Source organism: Olsenella phocaeensis, from assembly GCF_048189965.1.
Lineage (GTDB): Bacteria > Actinomycetota > Coriobacteriia > Coriobacteriales > Atopobiaceae > Olsenella_I > Olsenella_I phocaeensis.
The window spans coordinates 30,005-45,995 of the sequence record NZ_DBEZHV010000019.1; the positions used below are offsets into that span (position 1 = coordinate 30,005).

15 protein-coding genes are annotated in these 15,991 nt (G+C 60.5%); 8 read left to right on the forward strand and 7 right to left on the reverse strand.

The features are described from left to right. Positions 1 to 65 precede the first annotated feature (65 nt). The 7 genes from gyrA to ACMPH2_RS08925 form a co-directional block, all read right to left on the reverse strand. Positions 66 to 2,846: a DNA gyrase subunit A gene (gene gyrA / locus ACMPH2_RS08895; RefSeq protein ID WP_417119245.1), complete on the reverse strand. Its 2,781-nt coding sequence runs from the start codon at positions 2,844 to 2,846 to the stop codon at positions 66 to 68. A 15-nt stretch (positions 2,847 to 2,861) separates the two neighbouring features. Then, entirely contained in the window at positions 2,862 to 4,856 is a 1,995-nt protein-coding gene (gyrB, locus tag ACMPH2_RS08900) for a DNA topoisomerase (ATP-hydrolyzing) subunit B (RefSeq protein ID WP_062531525.1), read from the reverse strand. A 154-nt stretch (positions 4,857 to 5,010) separates the two neighbouring features. Further along, positions 5,011 to 5,505, reverse strand: a complete 495-nt coding sequence (locus ACMPH2_RS08905) for a hypothetical protein (protein WP_314638599.1) — start codon at positions 5,503 to 5,505, stop codon at positions 5,011 to 5,013. 34 nt (positions 5,506 to 5,539) lie between these two features. Next, the gene (gene recF, locus ACMPH2_RS08910; protein ID WP_314638598.1) at positions 5,540 to 6,634 is read right to left on the reverse strand and encodes a DNA replication/repair protein RecF; all 1,095 of its coding nucleotides are present in this window, start codon (positions 6,632 to 6,634) and stop codon (positions 5,540 to 5,542) included. A gap of 3 nt (positions 6,635 to 6,637) precedes the next feature. Continuing rightward, positions 6,638 to 7,741 (reverse strand): DNA polymerase III subunit beta, encoded by a 1,104-nt coding sequence (dnaN, locus tag ACMPH2_RS08915; protein WP_417119246.1) that lies wholly within the window; start codon positions 7,739 to 7,741, stop codon positions 6,638 to 6,640. Positions 7,742 to 7,977: 236 nt separating this feature from the next. Further along, the gene (locus tag ACMPH2_RS08920; protein WP_417119247.1) at positions 7,978 to 9,495 is read right to left on the reverse strand and encodes a DnaA/Hda family protein; all 1,518 of its coding nucleotides are present in this window, start codon (positions 9,493 to 9,495) and stop codon (positions 7,978 to 7,980) included. An 84-nt stretch (positions 9,496 to 9,579) separates the two neighbouring features. After that, on the reverse strand, positions 9,580 to 10,593 hold the full coding sequence (locus tag ACMPH2_RS08925; protein WP_062531530.1) for an ATP-binding protein: 1,014 nt from the start codon (positions 10,591 to 10,593) through the stop codon (positions 9,580 to 9,582). Between the two features lie 379 nt (positions 10,594 to 10,972). Here ACMPH2_RS08925 and rpmH point away from each other — a divergent pair, with 379 nt between their 5' ends. The 8 genes from rpmH (at position 10,973) to ACMPH2_RS08965 (ending at position 15,735) form a co-directional block, all read left to right on the forward strand. Further along, positions 10,973 to 11,107, forward strand: a complete 135-nt coding sequence (gene rpmH, locus ACMPH2_RS08930) for a 50S ribosomal protein L34 (RefSeq protein WP_009278282.1) — start codon at positions 10,973 to 10,975, stop codon at positions 11,105 to 11,107. A gap of 7 nt (positions 11,108 to 11,114) precedes the next feature. Next, a complete protein-coding gene (gene rnpA, locus ACMPH2_RS08935; RefSeq protein ID WP_062531531.1) occupies positions 11,115 to 11,435 on the forward strand; it encodes a ribonuclease P protein component in 321 nt (106 codons plus the stop codon). A gap of 1 nt (position 11,436) precedes the next feature. Beyond that, entirely contained in the window at positions 11,437 to 11,679 is a 243-nt protein-coding gene (gene yidD / locus ACMPH2_RS08940; RefSeq protein WP_050796709.1) for a membrane protein insertion efficiency factor YidD, read from the forward strand. Positions 11,680 to 11,698: 19 nt separating this feature from the next. Further along, positions 11,699 to 12,457: a YidC/Oxa1 family membrane protein insertase gene (locus ACMPH2_RS08945; RefSeq protein WP_072500317.1), complete on the forward strand. Its 759-nt coding sequence runs from the start codon at positions 11,699 to 11,701 to the stop codon at positions 12,455 to 12,457. A gap of 53 nt (positions 12,458 to 12,510) precedes the next feature. Continuing rightward, positions 12,511 to 13,098 carry a Jag family protein gene (locus ACMPH2_RS08950; protein ID WP_072500318.1) on the forward strand — a complete coding sequence of 196 codons (588 nt, stop codon included), beginning with the start codon at positions 12,511 to 12,513 and terminating at the stop codon, positions 13,096 to 13,098. Between the two features lie 111 nt (positions 13,099 to 13,209). Further along, positions 13,210 to 13,941 carry a 16S rRNA (guanine(527)-N(7))-methyltransferase RsmG gene (rsmG, locus tag ACMPH2_RS08955; RefSeq protein ID WP_417119248.1) on the forward strand — a complete coding sequence of 244 codons (732 nt, stop codon included), beginning with the start codon at positions 13,210 to 13,212 and terminating at the stop codon, positions 13,939 to 13,941. Between the two features lie 131 nt (positions 13,942 to 14,072). Further along, positions 14,073 to 14,873, forward strand: a complete 801-nt coding sequence (locus ACMPH2_RS08960) for a ParA family protein (protein WP_062531534.1) — start codon at positions 14,073 to 14,075, stop codon at positions 14,871 to 14,873. After that, complete coding sequence (locus ACMPH2_RS08965; RefSeq protein ID WP_417119249.1) at positions 14,866 to 15,735, forward strand: ParB/RepB/Spo0J family partition protein; 870 nt, start codon at positions 14,866 to 14,868, stop codon at positions 15,733 to 15,735. Before ACMPH2_RS08960 ends, ACMPH2_RS08965 begins: the two co-directional genes overlap by 8 nt. Positions 15,736 to 15,991: the final 256 nt, after the last annotated feature.

The window sequence follows — 15,991 nt, forward strand, 5'->3', positions numbered from 1 at the left end:
GGCTCGAATAGGGAGGGACCCCGGGGCATTTGCCCGGGGTCCCCATTTACCTCATGTCGGAGGGCCTACTCGTCATCGTCCTCGATCAAGGACTCGTCGAGCTCCTCCTCGCCGCCGATGTCGATGGGATCCTCGTCGTCGGCGTCCCGGGCCCCTGCGGCGCCAAGGTCAAGCATGCCCTGGTTGACGTTGGCCTTGGGCGCCTTCTTCTTGCGGGCGATCATGCGTGCCACGGCGCTCACGCGGTCGGACTCGCCGATGTTCATTATCTTCACGCCCTGGGTCGACCGGCCCAGCAGGCTGATGTCAGAGGTCTTCACGCGAATGACCACGCCTTCCTCGGACACCATCATGAGCTCGTGCTGCGGGCCGACCACGCGGCAGGCCACGAGGTTGCCCTTCTTGGAGGTCATGGCGATGGTGAAGACGCCCTGCCCGCCGCGCTTGTGCTCGGGGTACTCGGATACGGGCGTGCGCTTGCCGTAGCCCTTCTCGGTCACCACGAGCAGGTCGCCCTTGCCATTGGAAATCTCCATGCCCAGCATGCGGGCGTCATCCCTCAGGGTGATGCCCCTCACGCCCGAGGTGTCGCGGCCAGTCGGACGGACCTCCCCCTCGTCGAAGCGAATTGCCTTGCCGGCGTCGGTGCAGAGGATGACGTTCTCTCCCTGCTTCACGCGGCGCACGTTGACCAGCTCATCGTCCTTCTTAAGGTTGATGGCGATGATACCGTCGCGACGACTCTTGTCGTAGTCGCTCATGGCCGTCTTCTTGACCATGCCCTTGGAGGTGGCGAAGAGCAGGTACTCGTCCTCGGGGAACTCGCGCGTCGTGATGACGGCGGCGGCCCTTTCGCCCTCGGCAAGCGGTATCACGTTTATCAGCGCCGAGCCGCGCGCGTGACGCGAGCCGATGGGCAGCTCGTGGACCTTGACGCGGTAGACCTTGCCCTTGTTGGTGAAGAAGAGCACGTAGTCGTGGGTAGATGCCACGAAGAGGTCCTCGACGAAGTCGTTGTCCTTGAGCGAGAGACCCTGGATGCCCTTGCCGCCCCTCTTCTGGGAGCGATAGGTCGAGACGGGGAGGCGCTTGACGTAGCCGGAGTGGGTCACCGTGACGACCATGTCCTCCTCAGCAATGAGGTCCTCGACGTCGAGGGCGACGGGTGCGTCAGAGATGGTGGTGCGCCTCTTGTCGGCGTACTTCTCGCGGATCTCGCCCATCTCGGTCTTGATGACGCCAAGGATCTTCCGCTCGTCCGCCAGGAGCTCCTCGTAGTAGGCGATCGCCCGGTGCAGGCCGTCCAGCTCCTCCTGGATCTTGTCGCGCTCGAGGCCGGTGAGGCGCCGCAGGCGCATCTCGAGGATGGCGGTCGTCTGCTCCTTGGTGAAGCCGAAGCGCGCGATCATGCGCTCTGAGGCCTCGGTGTCGGTGCGGCTGGAGCGGATGATGCTGATGACCTCGTCGATGTTGTCGAGCGCGACGAGCAGGCCCTCGAGGATGTGGGCGCGGGCCTGCGCCTTGGCCAGGTCGAAGCGGGTCCTCCTCGTGACCACCTCCACCTGGTGGTCGATATAGCACTGGAGCATCTCCTTGAGCGAGAGGAGCTTGGGCACGCCGTTGACGAGGGCGAGGTCGATGATGCCGAAGGAGGTCTGGAGCGAGGAGTACTTGTAGAGGTTGTTGAGAACGACCTCGGGGATGACGCCCTGCTTGAGCTCGATGACGAGGCGCAGGCCCTTGCGGTTGGACTCGTCGCGCATGTCGGAGATGCCCTCGATGCGCTTGTCGTTCACCAGCTGGGCAATCTTCTCCTGGAGCGTGCCCTTGTTGACGCCGTAGGGGAACTCAGTGAACACCAGCTTGTTGCGGCCACCCTTGGTGGACTCTACGTGGGCCTTGGCGCGAACGGTGAGGATGCCCCTGCCCGTCTCGTACGCCTGCCTAATGCCCTCGGACCCCATAATCACCGCGCCGGTGGGGAAGTCGGGACCCGGCATGACCCTCATGAGGTCGTCCGTCGTGGCGTCGGGATTGTCGATGAGCAGGCAGGTCGCGTCGATGGCCTCGCCCAGGTTATGGGGCGGGATGTTGGTCGCCATGCCGACCGCGATGCCCTGCGAGCCATTGACCAGCAGGTTGGGGAAACGGGCGGGAAGCACACTTGGCTCCTGCAAGGACTCGTCGTAGTTGGGGTTCCAATCGACGGTATCTTTGTTGAGGTCGCGCAGCAGCTCCATGGCGGGGCGGGCCAGGCGGGACTCGGTGTATCGCATGGCGGCCGCGGAGTCTCCGTCGATGTTGCCGAAGTTCCCGTGTCCGTCGACGAGGGTGACGCGCATGGAGAACCACTGGGCGAGGCGGACCATGGCGTCGTAGACGGCGGAGTCGCCGTGCGGGTGGTACTTGCCGATGACTTCGCCGACGGTCCAGGCCGACTTCTTGTGGGGCTTGTTGGGGAAGATGCCTGCCTCGTTCATGGCGTAGAGGATGCGCCGGTGGACGGGCTTCAGGCCGTCCCTGACGTCAGGGAGGGCGCGGGCCGTGATGACCGACATGGAGTACTCAATGAAGGACTGCTCCATCTCGTGTCCGAACTCGTGCATCTGGAGTCTGCCGCCATGGATGTCCACGGAGTCGCCGTCGGGACGGTTGTCCGCAGCGAGCTCGAGCTCCTCGTCCGCGTCGTCCTCGGCGCCGTCGTCCATGCCCGCCTCGTCCTCGGCGTCGGGGTCATAGACGGGAACGTCGGACTCGTCGCGCTCCGCGCGACTCAGCAGCTCTCGGAGGTCGTCCGGCAGCATGCCGTCCTGGCCCTCCCGGGGGGTGTCGTTGTCTTCTGCCACTTGCTGTCCCTTCGCTTAGATGTCGAGGAAGCGCGCATCCTTGGCGTGGCGCTCGATGTAGTCCTTGCGGTACTCGACCTGCGAGCCCATCAACCTGGACACGGCCAGTTCCGCCTTGGCCGCGTCCTCGATGGTGATGCGCTGCAGAATGCGGCTCTTGGGGTCCATGGTGGTGTCCGCGAGCTGCTGGGGATCCATCTCGCCCAGGCCCTTGTAGCGCTGGACGCTGTACTTGCGCTGCTTGCCCTCTCCGTCGCGCGGGACGTACTCCTCGATCGCCTGGGCGAGGAGGGTCTCCTCGGCGGTGCGGCCGTCGGGATAGACGTAGTGGATCCTCTTGCCCACCTTCACGCCGAAGATCGGGGGGCAGGCGCTGTAGACGTAGCCTGCGTCGATGAGGGGTCGCATGTACTTGTAGAAGAAGGTCATGAGCAGGATGCGGATGTGCGCGCCGTCGACGTCGGCATCCGTCATGATGATGATCTTGTGGTAGCGGGCCTTGGATATGTCGAAGTCCCCGCCGTCTCCCATGGAGGTCGTGACTCCCGTCCCGATGGCGGTGATCAGCGCCTGGATGGTCTCGGACGAGAAGGCCCTGTGGTCGCCCACGCGCTCCACGTTGAGGATCTTGCCGCGCAGGGGGAGGATGGCCTGGATGTCGCGGCGGCGACCATCCTTGGCCGACCCGCCTGCGGAGTCGCCCTCCACGATGAAGAGCTCAGTCATCGAGGCGTCGCGCACGGAGCAGTCCGCGAGCTTGCCAGGAAGCGCAGCGCTCTCGAGCAGGCCCTTGCGCCGCGTCGCCTGGCGGGCCTTCTGCGCCGCGAGGCGGCCCTTGGCCGCCTGGGACGCCTTCTTGAACATCTCCTTGGCCTGGTTGGGGTGCTCCTCGAGATACTCGGAGAGACCCTGCGAGACGATCTTGTTGGTCAGGCCGCGCATGTACGAACTGCCCAGCTTGGCCTTGGTCTGGCCCTCGAACTGCGGGTCGGGGAGCTTGACCGATATGACCGCCGTGAGGCCCTCGCGGATGTCGTCGCCCGTGAGGTTGCTGTCCTTCTCCTTGAGGAGGTTGTGGCTGCGGGCGTAGTCGTTCATCGTCTTGGTGAGCGCCGTGCGGAAGCCCTCGAGGTGCATGCCCCCCTCGTCGGTGTAGATGTCGTTGGCAAAGGTCATCACGGTCTCCGAGTAGCCCGCGTTCCACTGCATGGAGACCTCTACCTCGCCGCGCTTGTCGACGGGCGCGCCCTCCTCGGAGCTGCCCTCGATGTAGATGGGCTTGGAGCAGCCGGGCAGGATCGTCTTGCCCTCGTTGAGGAACTTGACGAAGTCCACGATGCCGCCGGAGTAGCAGAACTCGTCCGTGCGGGGCGTGAGCTCGCGCTCGTCGACGAGGGCAATCTTGAGGTTCTTGTTGAGGAAGGCCGTCTCCTGCAGGCGGTTGCGCAGCACCTCGTAGTCGAAGACTGTCGTCTCGAAGATTTCCTCGTCGGGCCAGAAGGTGATGGTGGTGCCGGTCGCCTTGGAGCTGCCGACCCGCTTCATCTTGCTGGTCACCTTGCCGCGCGAGAACTCCATCTCCCAGATGCCGCCGTCGCGCTTCACCTGGGCCACGAGCCGCTTCGAGAGGGCATTGACGACGGAGATGCCCACGCCGTGGAGCCCGCCGGACACCTTGTAGGCGGAGTTGTCGAACTTTCCGCCTGCGTGGAGGATGGTGAGCACCACCTCGAGGGTGGGAATCTTCTTCTGCGGGTGCTTCTCGACGGGGATGCCGCGGCCGTTGTCCTCGACCGTCACCGACCCGTCGGCGTGGACGGTCACCTTGATCCTGCTGCAGTAGCCTGCCATGGCCTCGTCGACCGAGTTGTCGACGATCTCCCACACGAGGTGGTGGAGACCCGCGGAGCTCGTCGTGCCGATGTACATTCCAGGGCGCTTGCGGACGGGGTCGAGGCCCTCGAGGACCTTGATCTCGTTTCCGCCGTAGTTGTTCTCGTTCTTGGCCACGTGGTTCCTCTCTCACTCAGCGTGGTTGGTCCATGGTGCATGGGACCTTGCGATTCTAGGCCACATATCCTCTCAAAGTGGAGGAATTGTATTGGTACCAATGAAAAAACACTGGTCAGAATATCCATGAAACCGTCTCTGACGGCTTATGGACCTATTTTTTGGCGTCGACGCCAGATTCTCTTGCCTTGAGCGTATCACGCCTAAGGGAGAGTTCCATGGCCCGTGAGGCGTTCTGCCGAAGCCCGTCGGGGAGGTCTGAGGTGAGCCGCTCGACCCTGCCTCTCTCCGCCTCACCCAACGGCGGGAGGTCCATCGGGCGCCTCTTGCCGCTTGGCCGCGCTTCATGCGGGGCCGTCTCGGTGCGCGGACGGCGGGTCAGGAGAAACTCTATGCCCGACAGCTCGAGCCCGGCGTTGGCGAGGCGCGCAAGATAGACGTCCCTGCTCGCGCTGAAGTCGGTGAGACGGCTTGAGGAATCGACGTAGACCCCAAGGACGGGCGGGAGCGCCGGGGTGCGCCCCTTGCGGAGGAAGACTCCTGTCGTGTGGCGGCGCTCCGTGTCGCCATTGGCTCGATACCAGACGGCCGCAGCCCTCTGGTTAGCGCTCAGTCGGCCTCCGAAGCCGCCCGAGAGGAAGCTCCCCAAAAAGCTTCCCAGGCTCTCCGGGCCCCCCTCCCCCCTATTCGCCAATGTGGACCACCTCCGCGTCCGCCAGCAGCTCCTCGGGAAAGTAGCCCAGGTTCGTCGTGGTGACCACGGTCTGCATCCCCTCCTCGACAAAGCGCGTCATGGCGCCCCTGCGGTCGGCGTCGAGCTCGCTCATGACGTCGTCCAGGAGGAGCAGGGGAAGCTGTCCCACGACCTCGCGGGCAAGATCGACCTCCGCCATCTTCCAGGCGAGGACGATCGTGCGCTGCTGCCCCTGCGAGGCAAAGTTCCGCGCGTCGCGGCCCTCCACCCTGAAGGCTAGGTCGTCCCTCTGGGGCCCCACGAGCGTCTGCTGGCGCCTGAGCTCGTCTCCCCTGATCTTTGACAGACGGGCGAGAAAGGCGTCGCACACCTCCTCGCGGGAGAGTCCGGCGAGGTCTATGCCCAACGAGGACTCGTAGGAGCAGGACAGGCGCTCGCCGGCCGCTATCTGTCCGTACACCTCGACGACGCGCGGGCGGAGTCTCTCGAACAGCCTCTCGCGGGCGACGAGGAGGGCCGAGCCGCCGAGCGCCAGCGAGCTGTCCCAGGCGTCGAGGAGCGAGAGGTCTGGATAGGGTTCCTTGAGGAGCCGGTTTCGCTGGTCGACCGCACGGCCGTAGGCCTGCAGGAGACGGGAGTAGCCAGGTGCGGCCTGCCGTCCGAAGTCGTCTATCTCGTCTCTGCGATACGAGGCCCCCCTCTTCACGAGCGAGAGGTCGTCCGGGCAGAAGAGCACCGACATGAGGGTCCGGGGCAGGTCCTGCGGGGCGCAGGCCTTCCCGTTGCGCCTCCAATGGCGCCGCGGCGGATCCGAGGTCGCCGTGCACTCGAGGTCGACGACGCGGCCGTCCCCCTCGAGGCGCAGGCGCGCCCGGCCCTTGCTGGCACCTTCGCGGACCAGCTGTCCCGGCCTGGGACGCCGGAAGGAGTAGCCTGCGGTCAACAGTTGCAGTGCCTCGACGGTGTTGGTCTTGCCCATGGCGTTGCGTCCCACGAGCACCGTGAGGCCCTGGCCGAGGCCCAGGTCCTGCTCGGGGAAGTTCCTCCAGTCCGTGAGGCTGAGGCTGCGGGCCAGGAGTCCCACCAGCTACATCCTCACGGGCATGAGGAGATACAGGTAGTTGATCTTCGAGTAGGACTTGAAGATGCCCGGCTGCATGGCGCTCTGGAGCTCGAGCGTGATGCTGTCCTGCCCCGTGGCGGCGTTGACGCAGTCGAAGACGTAGTGGTAGTTGAGGGCGATTGCCATGCCCTCTCCCTCGACCTCGACGGGAAGGAGCTCGGTGGACTCCCCCTGGTCGGGGGAGGAGGCGCTGAGCTTCAAGACCTTGTCGTCGGCGTCTATGTCAAAGCGCACGGAAGGGTTTGCCAGGGCGATGACGGACACGCGCTTGAGGGCGGCCGCGAACTGGGGGACGTCGATCCTCACGGAGGTCGTGCAGCTGGGGGGCAGGAGCTGGCGGTAGTTCGGGAAGGTCCCGTCTATCTTGCGCGAGACGTAGGTCGTGTTGCCAAACGAGAAGACCACCTGGCTGTCGGTGATGCCCACCATGACCTCCTCGGTCATCGAGGGCAAGGTCAGGACGTCGTGGAAGGTGTTGCCCGGGACTATGGCCACGAAGGCCTCATCGACCGAAGAGGTCTCGGTGTTGGAGTCGCACACCGCGAGGCGGTAGGAGTCCGTCGCCACCAGCCTAATGGTGTTCTCCTCGACCGAGAGGAGGATGCCCGAGAGGATGGGCCGCGAGCTGTCCTTCGAGGTCACCTTGTAGACCTTGTCGACCATCTGGGAGAGGAGACCGCTCGGGAGCTCGATGGATCGGTCAGGGGAGAGGTCGGGGAACTCGGGGAAGTCGCCCGCCTCGAGGGTGTTGAGGCGGAACTTGCTCTTCTCGCATGAGATGAGCACGGTGTGTCCGGCGCCCTCGAAGCTCACGGCGCTGTCGGGGAGGGTCTTCACGATGTTGGAGAGGATCTTTCCCGAGAGTACCGTGGCGCCGGCCTCCTCCACGTTCGCCTGTATCTTGTGGCGGATGGAGATGGTGAGGTTGGTGGTCTGGAACTCGAGCACACCCTCCTCGGCCTTGATGTAGACGCCCGAGAGGATGGGGAGCGTCGAGTTGGAGGCCATGCCCTTAGAGACGACCGCGAGGGCACCTGCCAGTGCTGACTGACTCACCGAGAACTTCATGAGCGACCCCTTCTATGGCTATTAGTACTTTTTTCTTATTAAGAGACAGTAGTAATAATAGAGCCTGTCGAAATGTTCAATACTTCTTAAACCTGCTGGTAGAGCCTATCGTCTCAAATGTTCTGCCAGAGGCTGCCACTCAACAATCCAAACAATCGGCCGACGTGTGGAAAACTCCTTCTACAGCTTTTGGGACTTATCCACATGAAACCGACGACCTTTCTTCCACTTTTCCACTACCCTCCGTCGCAGATGCCGTCGTGGAGGGTCTGGATGCGGTCTAGGAAGAGGCGGTCCTCCTTCTTCGTGCGGTCGACCCACGCGATGCTGTGCTTGACCGTCGCATGGCTCCGCCCGCCGAAGCGCTTCCCTATGTCGGCGAGGGTGTTGTCCGTCAGCTCCCTGGTCATCCAGATGGCCACGTGTCGTGGCTCCATGAGCTCCTTGTTGCGCTTCGAGCCTATGAGGTCGCTGTGGGCCACGTCGTAGTAGCTCTCCACGGCCTTCTGGATCTGCTCGACGGTGACGACCCTCTGGCCCGTGGGCCACTTTGCCGCCGCGAGGCGCGCGATGTCCTCTCGCGTGAGCGCCTCCCCCTTCCTCTCCTTGCGGAAGGCATAGAGAAGACAGGTGTGGACGAAGCCCTCGATGATTCGGATGTTGGTCCCCGCGCGCTCGGCCATGTACTTGCGCATGTCCTCGGGGATGTTCCCTCCGAGGTCCGGCACGTGCTCGACGGCGGCGTCCTGCCGCATGCGCTCGTAGAAGGTGTTGATGAGGCTGAGCTTGAGCTCGTAGTCGGGCACCTGGACGCTTACGGTGACGCCGGAGTCCATGCGGCTCGTCTCGCGCTCGTCGAACTTGCTGTCGCCCATGCCAAGCTGGGAGGGCGAGCGGTCCGCGGCGCAGACTATCTGCTTGCCGCGGTCCATGAGCGCGTTGAAGGTCTCGAAGAAGAACTTGATGGTGCCCGCAGCGGTCATCATGTTCTGGACGTCGTCGATGATGAGCACGTCAACGCCCTGATAGCGCTCGGTGAGCGCGCTTCGCGCGTCGAGCTTGTCGTCGTTCCAGCCTATGCGGTACTCCTCTATGAACTCGCCTGCAGTGCGGTAGACGCAGAGGCGAGAGGGGTCGTTCCTCACTATGTAGTTCTGTATCGCCCTCAGGAGGTGAGTCTTTCCCAGGCCGCTCTTCCCGTAGACGAAGAGCGGGTTGTAGCTCTTGTTCTCGCCGTTCGCGACCTGCTTTGCGGCCTCGTAGGCGAGCATGTTCTCCTCGCCGGCGACGAAGCGGTCGAAGGTGAGCTTGGAGTCGAGGACGCTGGTGTCGTTCTGGAAGCTGTTGTTCCTCCGCCGCCCTTGCGACCTCTGGGCCTTCTGCCAACCTTCGTTCTGTCCCTGCGCGGCGACGGGCTCCCCCGAAGAGCCGGCAAGTCCGCTCAACTCGTCGGGAGTCACGGTCGCGTTCGTCTGGATGGCGGCGGGCGCGCTCTCCTGTAGGAGTTCGACCACCAGGCTCACGTGCTGGAACGCCGCCTGCTCGAGGCATTCCTCAATGAGTGGGGTCTGCTGGACGATCTTCCTCTGTGCGAATCCCATGCTCGTCGCGATGTGTAGCTCGCTTCCGTCAAAGGCGGTCGCGTCACAGCTCCTGAGCATGGCGAGCGTCGCTGGTGCCACGCTCTTGGACGCCAGGAGCCCCAGCACGTCGTGCCAGAGTATCTTCGCGTCCGACTCTTGTACGGGATCCATGCCTCACCACTTGTCTTCGGGGATGAATGTTGAAAAGTGCATCCCATTATATGATGAAAACTCCCGAAGACGTCTGCCTCGGTCCTATATGCCCGCCGCTATCGCCCTTCCCGCCTCCGTGAGGCCCCTCTTCTGTCCGCCGGCCCTCTTTGACACGAGGCCCGCCTCCTCAAGCGCCTTGAGCTCCCTCGTCCAGGTGGGTTGCGAGCTGCCAAAGCTGTTCTTGAGTTCGGTGGGCCCCACCAGTTCGTGGACCTGCAGGTACTGGAGGATGACGCGGCCCCTTTGGGAGATGTTGAGCCCTCCTACCAGCGTGCCTCCGCCCTGGGGAGGGACGACCGGCGTTCCCTGTGTCGCAATTCCCGTCTGTGCCGTGGGAGCCATGGGCTGCGGCATCGACTGCCATGCTGGTTGGACGTACCCCGGTACGGGCATGTAGCCCGCCTGCTGTTGTGCTGGTTGGTAGGCATAGGGGTATGCGAATGCCATGGGGGGCTGTGCCTGGGTAGCGACGGGAGACAACGGTTGGAGCGGCATCCCCTGACCCATCTCTTGATCCTCACCGCGCTCGAGCATGGAGATGGTGACCACGGTGCCGCCCTTGATGTTGTCCTCGATGCTCAGGTAGCCGCCTCGGTCCTCCATGTACTGCTGGGCGTAGGGCAGGCCCGACCCAACCCCCCTTATGTACCGCTTCATCTCCTCCGTGGCAGAGCTGGTGCCGTATTCCAGGGCACGCCCCTTCTCGGCTATGCCCGGCCCCTGGTCAGAGAAGCGAATCGTCTCTCCCCCGTCGAGTATCGACACCGTGGGCTGCGCGAAGTAGGCGTGCACGTAGTTCTCGACGACCTCGCGTATGACCATGAAGGGGATGCTGCCACCCTGCTCCTTGCAGAGTCGTGCCACGGTGGCGGTTATCTCCTCGAGGTAGGTGCGCACGTCAGAGGGCTCCACCACCACGACCCTCGGCGCGGCCGCCGCGTCGTCGTATACGGCGATTCGCGCCGGGAACCTCACGACGAGCTCGTCCGCTCCCCCTCTTTGGTCGTCCTGTTCGCTTCCCTCGTTCTGCACGAAGGGATAGAACGGGTGAGACATGCGCGCTTCCTCGCTTTTCGACATTCATTCATCCAAGGATGAAAACATTCACGAATGAATTTCAACAAATGAAAGTTTTCAACAGGAGATGAAATGTTGTAGATAACTGCGTATTAGTAAAATCATGTGCTGAAAAATAATAGCAGCTAGAGGTGAACTATTCGGCAATTTTCACTGTTGTCTGAATGATTTCATACGTCTCCTGGTGACTTGTGCGTCGAACGAGACGCATGCCCATCAAATTACTTGGTCGAAAAAGCGTAAAATGGGTGAATTGTTCGCCCCATAGAGCCAAAATTGACTTTTGTTGGGGCGGACCCCTACAATCTTATGGCTTGACGCTATAGGTTCGTTTATATGCTCCCAGGAGGATTCAGACATGAAGCGCACGTATCAGCCCAACAAGAGGAAGCGCGCCAAGACCCACGGCTTCCGTGCTCGTATGGCCACCAAGGGCGGCCGCGCGGTTCTCTCTCGCCGTCGCGCCAAGGGCCGCAAGCAGCTCACCGTCTAGGATTCCGATGAAGACCATCAAATCCAAGAGGGATTTTGAGAGGGTCTTCTCTGGCGGGAAGCGGGTCAACCATAGACTCGTTCGCATGACAGTGCTCGAAGATGGCGAAGGCGGCTTGGGAAGAGTCGCCTTCGTTGCACCTAAGCGCTTGGGCTGTGCGGTCTATAGGAACAGATGCAAGAGGGTCTTGAGGGAGGGTGCCCGCAGAGGTGGTCTCCCCTTGGCTGGTTACGACGTCATTCTCTTTGCCACGGGCCGCACCCACCAGAGCAGCTCGGTGGAGGTGGGAGAGGCCATTGCCTCGCTTCTCGCCCGCATTGGTGACTAGGATGCCTGCCGTGCGCACAGGGGCGAGGGGTCTCGTCGCGGACATGCTCCTCGCCATCGTGAGGGGCTACCGGCACTACGTCTCTCCCCTCTTCTCCCCCCATTGCATCTACTCCCCCACCTGCTCGGAATACGCCATCCAGGCGATCGAGCGCTATGGCGCGGCACGGGGCGGCCTCCTTGCCGTCCGTCGCATCCTGCGTTGCCATCCCTTTCACAAGGGCGGGTTCGATCCCGTTCCCTAGTCACTAGCCCGGAGGAACCATGTGGGATTGGTTTATTAGCTTTCTGACGAACGTCCTTGCCAGCCTCGCCCGTCTCACGGGCGACTGGGGCGTGGCCGTCATCATCCTCACCTTCATCATGCGCCTCATCGTCATGCCCCTCATGACCCGCTCAACTGCCTCGAGCGCGCGCATGCAGGCCCTTCAGCCCAAGATGAAGGAGATTCAGGACCGTTATGCGAACGATCGCGAACGCCAGGCCCAGGAGATGCAGCGCTTCTACTCCGAGAACAAGTTCAATCCCCTTGGTGGCTGCCTTCCGGTGCTGATCCAGATGCCGGTCTTCTTTGCGCTCTTCACCGTCGCCCGCAACGTGCCCGCCGAGGCGCACTTCCTCAACATCATGCCCTCGCTCTCCCAGTCCGCCTCCGGCGCCCTTGCGGCAGGGGGTCTGGCAGGGGCGCTCATCTACATCATCCTCGACATCGCCTTCGGCATCCTGACCTTCGTTCCCCTGGTCATGAACCTCAAGAACACCGGCGAGGACCAGCGCCAGCAGACCCTGATCATGGGGGTTATGATGGCCATCATGATGCTCTGGTTTGGCTGGTCCGTGCCCGGTGCGGTACTGCTCTACTACGACACGTCCGCAATCTGGCAGGTAGTCCAGCAGAAGGTCGTCACCCAGCGCGTCATGGACCGCGTGAAGGCCGAGACCGAGGCCAAAATGGCCAACCAGCCCGTCCAGGTCGACGTAGTCCGCAAGGAGCGCAAGCCCCGTCCCCACAAGAAGGGCTAGCCTCCCTTGTCTCTTTGATTACTTTTTCTGCCCTAGGAAGATGGAGGTTTGACATGGAGGAAGAGGAGAAGCTCACCCTTGAGCCCAGGCCTTCCGATTCCGCGGATGTCGAAGTCGCGAATGACCGCTTCTCTGCCGTGAGGGAGCGCTTTGAGTCTGGTGTCGAGCTAGAGGATGCGGATGTGGACCTCATCGCAGACACCGCCGTCGGCTACCTCAAGAGCCTGCTCGCCTTCTTTGGCGAGACCTCGCCCGTCATTGACGAGTACGACGGCGACGAGGGGGAGCTCATTCTTGACGTGAGCGGTGGTGACCTTGCGGTTCTTATTGGTCGTCACGGCCGCACCCTTGATGCGCTTCAGATGGTGCTTTCTTCTTTTATGAGTAATGAACTTAAGTTCCACTACCCGGTAGTAGTCGACATCGAGGGATACAAGACTCGCCGTCGAGAGAAGATAATGTCCCTCGCCCGTTCCGCTGCAGCACGTGCCAAGCGCCAGCACGGACAGGTGAGCCTTGCTCCCATGAATGCCTATGAACGGCGTCTCGTTCACCTCGCCCTTGTCGATGACGTCGATGTCAGCACTCATTCTGAGGGCGAAGACCCCGATCGAAGGGTTGTCATCACCTTCGTGCGCTGATTGCTTAAAGCTGTCCATGTCGGATAATTTGGGGGAGAGGTTGAAGCCTCTCCCCCATTGTTTTGACCAAAGTTCTTGTCTGAGAAACTTTTGTCAGAAAGGCCAAACTACATGAGTCCCATTGCGGATCCGACCCAAGACCTCATCTCCCTTGCCCTTTCCTATGGCATTCAGCTCAACGAGCAACAGGCAAGTCTATTGTTGCAGCACTTGCATCTGCTGCAGGAGAAGAACAAACAAATCAACCTCACGAGAATCGTTAGCGCCAAGGACGGACTGTTACGTCATATCCTGGACTCGCTTCTATTTCTGCTACCTCTTGATTCACATGGTATTGCTGAGAATGACCTCTACGTTGATTTGGGTACAGGTGGAGGCTATCCTGGCATCCCTCTTTCCATCATGCTCCCCTGCCGCAGCATCCTTGTGGACTCGGTCACCAAGAAGTCGAAGGCGGTCGATGAGTTCCTTCTTGAGCTTGGGTTGTCAGATCGCGTGCATACGAGTTCACTTCGTGCTGAAGAGCTTGCTAAGGAGATTCCAGCTGCTGCGAGTCTGGTCTCAGCCCGGGCGCTTGCCCAGCTCTCCGTTTTGATTGAGTACTCTTCTCCCCTACTGAAGGTAGGTGGCCTTCTCATATCTTCAAAGGGACGAATTGAGTCAGATGAAGTCAATCATGCACTTCATGTCGCACCACTTTGCGGAATGAAGCTTGTTTCACGTGAAACATGCGAACTACCCCTCGATCAGGGTCATAGGGAGATTTTTACGTTTGAAAAAATTGGGAAGGCAAAGTTGAACCTGCCAAGACATATTGGTATGGCTAAGAATAAGCCGTTGTGATGAGAGGAACGTTTCACGTGAAACAAAAGAACTGAATGATAGGGGACTTGTTTCACGTGAAACAAGTCCCCTATCATGAATGAAGCCTTTGAGACACGAAGCAAAAACAGACGGGCTATGAGGGAGGATTTGTGGGATTCAAGGATATAAAGAGGGCCTTTCCAGATAGAGAAGCAAAGGTACTAGCAATAATCAACCAAAAAGGTGGGGTTGGTAAGTCGACCACTGCCGTGAATCTTTCCGCAGCCCTAGGTGAACAAAAAAAGAAAGTCCTGATAGTAGATTTTGATCCTCAAGGGAATACCTCATCTGGCTTCGGGATTGAGAAAGAAGAGCTGGAACACGACATTTACGATGCACTGTTGCATGACTATCCCATCGAGGAACTTATAGAAGACACAATAGAGCCTCATGTCTTCGTAATACCAGCCACGATACAGCTTGCAGGTGCAGAGATAGAATTAGTCTCGGTTATGTCGCGAGAAACGATATTGAAGAGCGTACTCGAGGGAATCAAAGACGAGTTCGACTACGTCTTCATTGACTGTCCCCCGTCGTTGGGGCTTCTTACGATCAATGCGCTGGTTGCGGCAAATGCATTGCTCATCCCCATACAATGCGAGTTCTATGCCTTGGAGGGCGTGACTAAGCTCCTTGAATCGATGAAGATGGTCAAAGCGCGCTTGAATCCTGGATTGGATGTCTTTGGCGTAGTAATGACAATGTACGATGCTAGGACAACTCTTTCAAAACAGGTTGTAGAGGAAGTTCGTAAGTACTTCGGGAACAAGGTATTCAAAAGCATCATTCCTAGAAGCGTGAAGCTTTCGGAAGCGCCGTCACATGGCCTTCCGATAAATATGTATGCGCGCGTAAGCAAGGGTTCTCTCGCCTACATGAAGCTTGCAAGGGAGGTCGTGCGTCGTGGCTAGAAAAGGTGGGCTCGGAAAGGGCCTCGAGTCACTCATGGGTGGTGCCGATGCGGAAGTGAGCGCAATCACGCCGTCATCAACACTGCCGCTTAGTCAAATAAAGCCTAACAAGGGCCAGCCGAGAAAGAAGTTCGATCAGCAGTCACTTGAGGATCTCTCTGATTCAATCAAGAAAAACGGGGTCCTACAACCCATCCTTGTGAGGAAAAAGGGTGCAAACTACGAGATAGTGGCAGGGGAGAGGCGCTACCAAGCTGCGAAGCTCGCTGGTCTCGAAGAGATTCCAGTAAGCATTCGAGAGATTAGTGACGATGAGGTCTTCCAACTGGCACTCATCGAAAACTTGCAGCGTTCCGATCTTGATCCCATTGAGGAGGCCCTGGGATACAGGAAGCTCATCAAAGACAACGGCTTTACGCAGGAACAGCTCGGAAAGATACTTTCCAAGTCCCGCTCGGCCATCGCCAACTCGCTTCGCCTGCTTGACCTACCCCAGGAAGTCCAGGACATGATGGCGGACGGAAAGCTCACCGCTGGGCATGCAAGGGCAATCCTTGCCGTGGCAGGCGAAGAGGGGAAGCTCAAGCTGGCGCAGAAGGTGTTAGAGCAAGGACTGAGCGTCAGACAGACAGAAAACCTTGCCCCATTGTTTTCTGGCAACAATGAGACGGGGGAGAAGCCTAGGAGAGAGCCGGTGCCCCAGTCGTTCAAGCGGGCCCAACGACAGCTTCGTCTTGTACTGGATACCAACGTAAAGGTGAAGAGGGTTAGGAACAAGAACAAGGTAGAGATAGAGTTTGCGGATGAAGAGGAACTTGCGCAGCTCGTCGATAGGCTGAGCGGCGGAATGGAAGCATTGTAATGACCCATCTGAGAAGAACCATTGCAGCAGTGGTAGTCCTATCTGGCGTGAGTCTCCTCTCATTTCACCTCCTGCTCAACGAGGAGGCACGGAGGTCGGTCAGGGGCATGACCGAAACAGTGATGAGCTCAGCTCGTCAAGTGTCCGGGCTTATGGAGCGAGTCACGGGAATGGTCATGGAGGAGGAAGCACCGACCCAAGACGTAGAACAAGAATGGATACGTCTGGGCCTATAGGTCTCTTTTGACATAAGCCG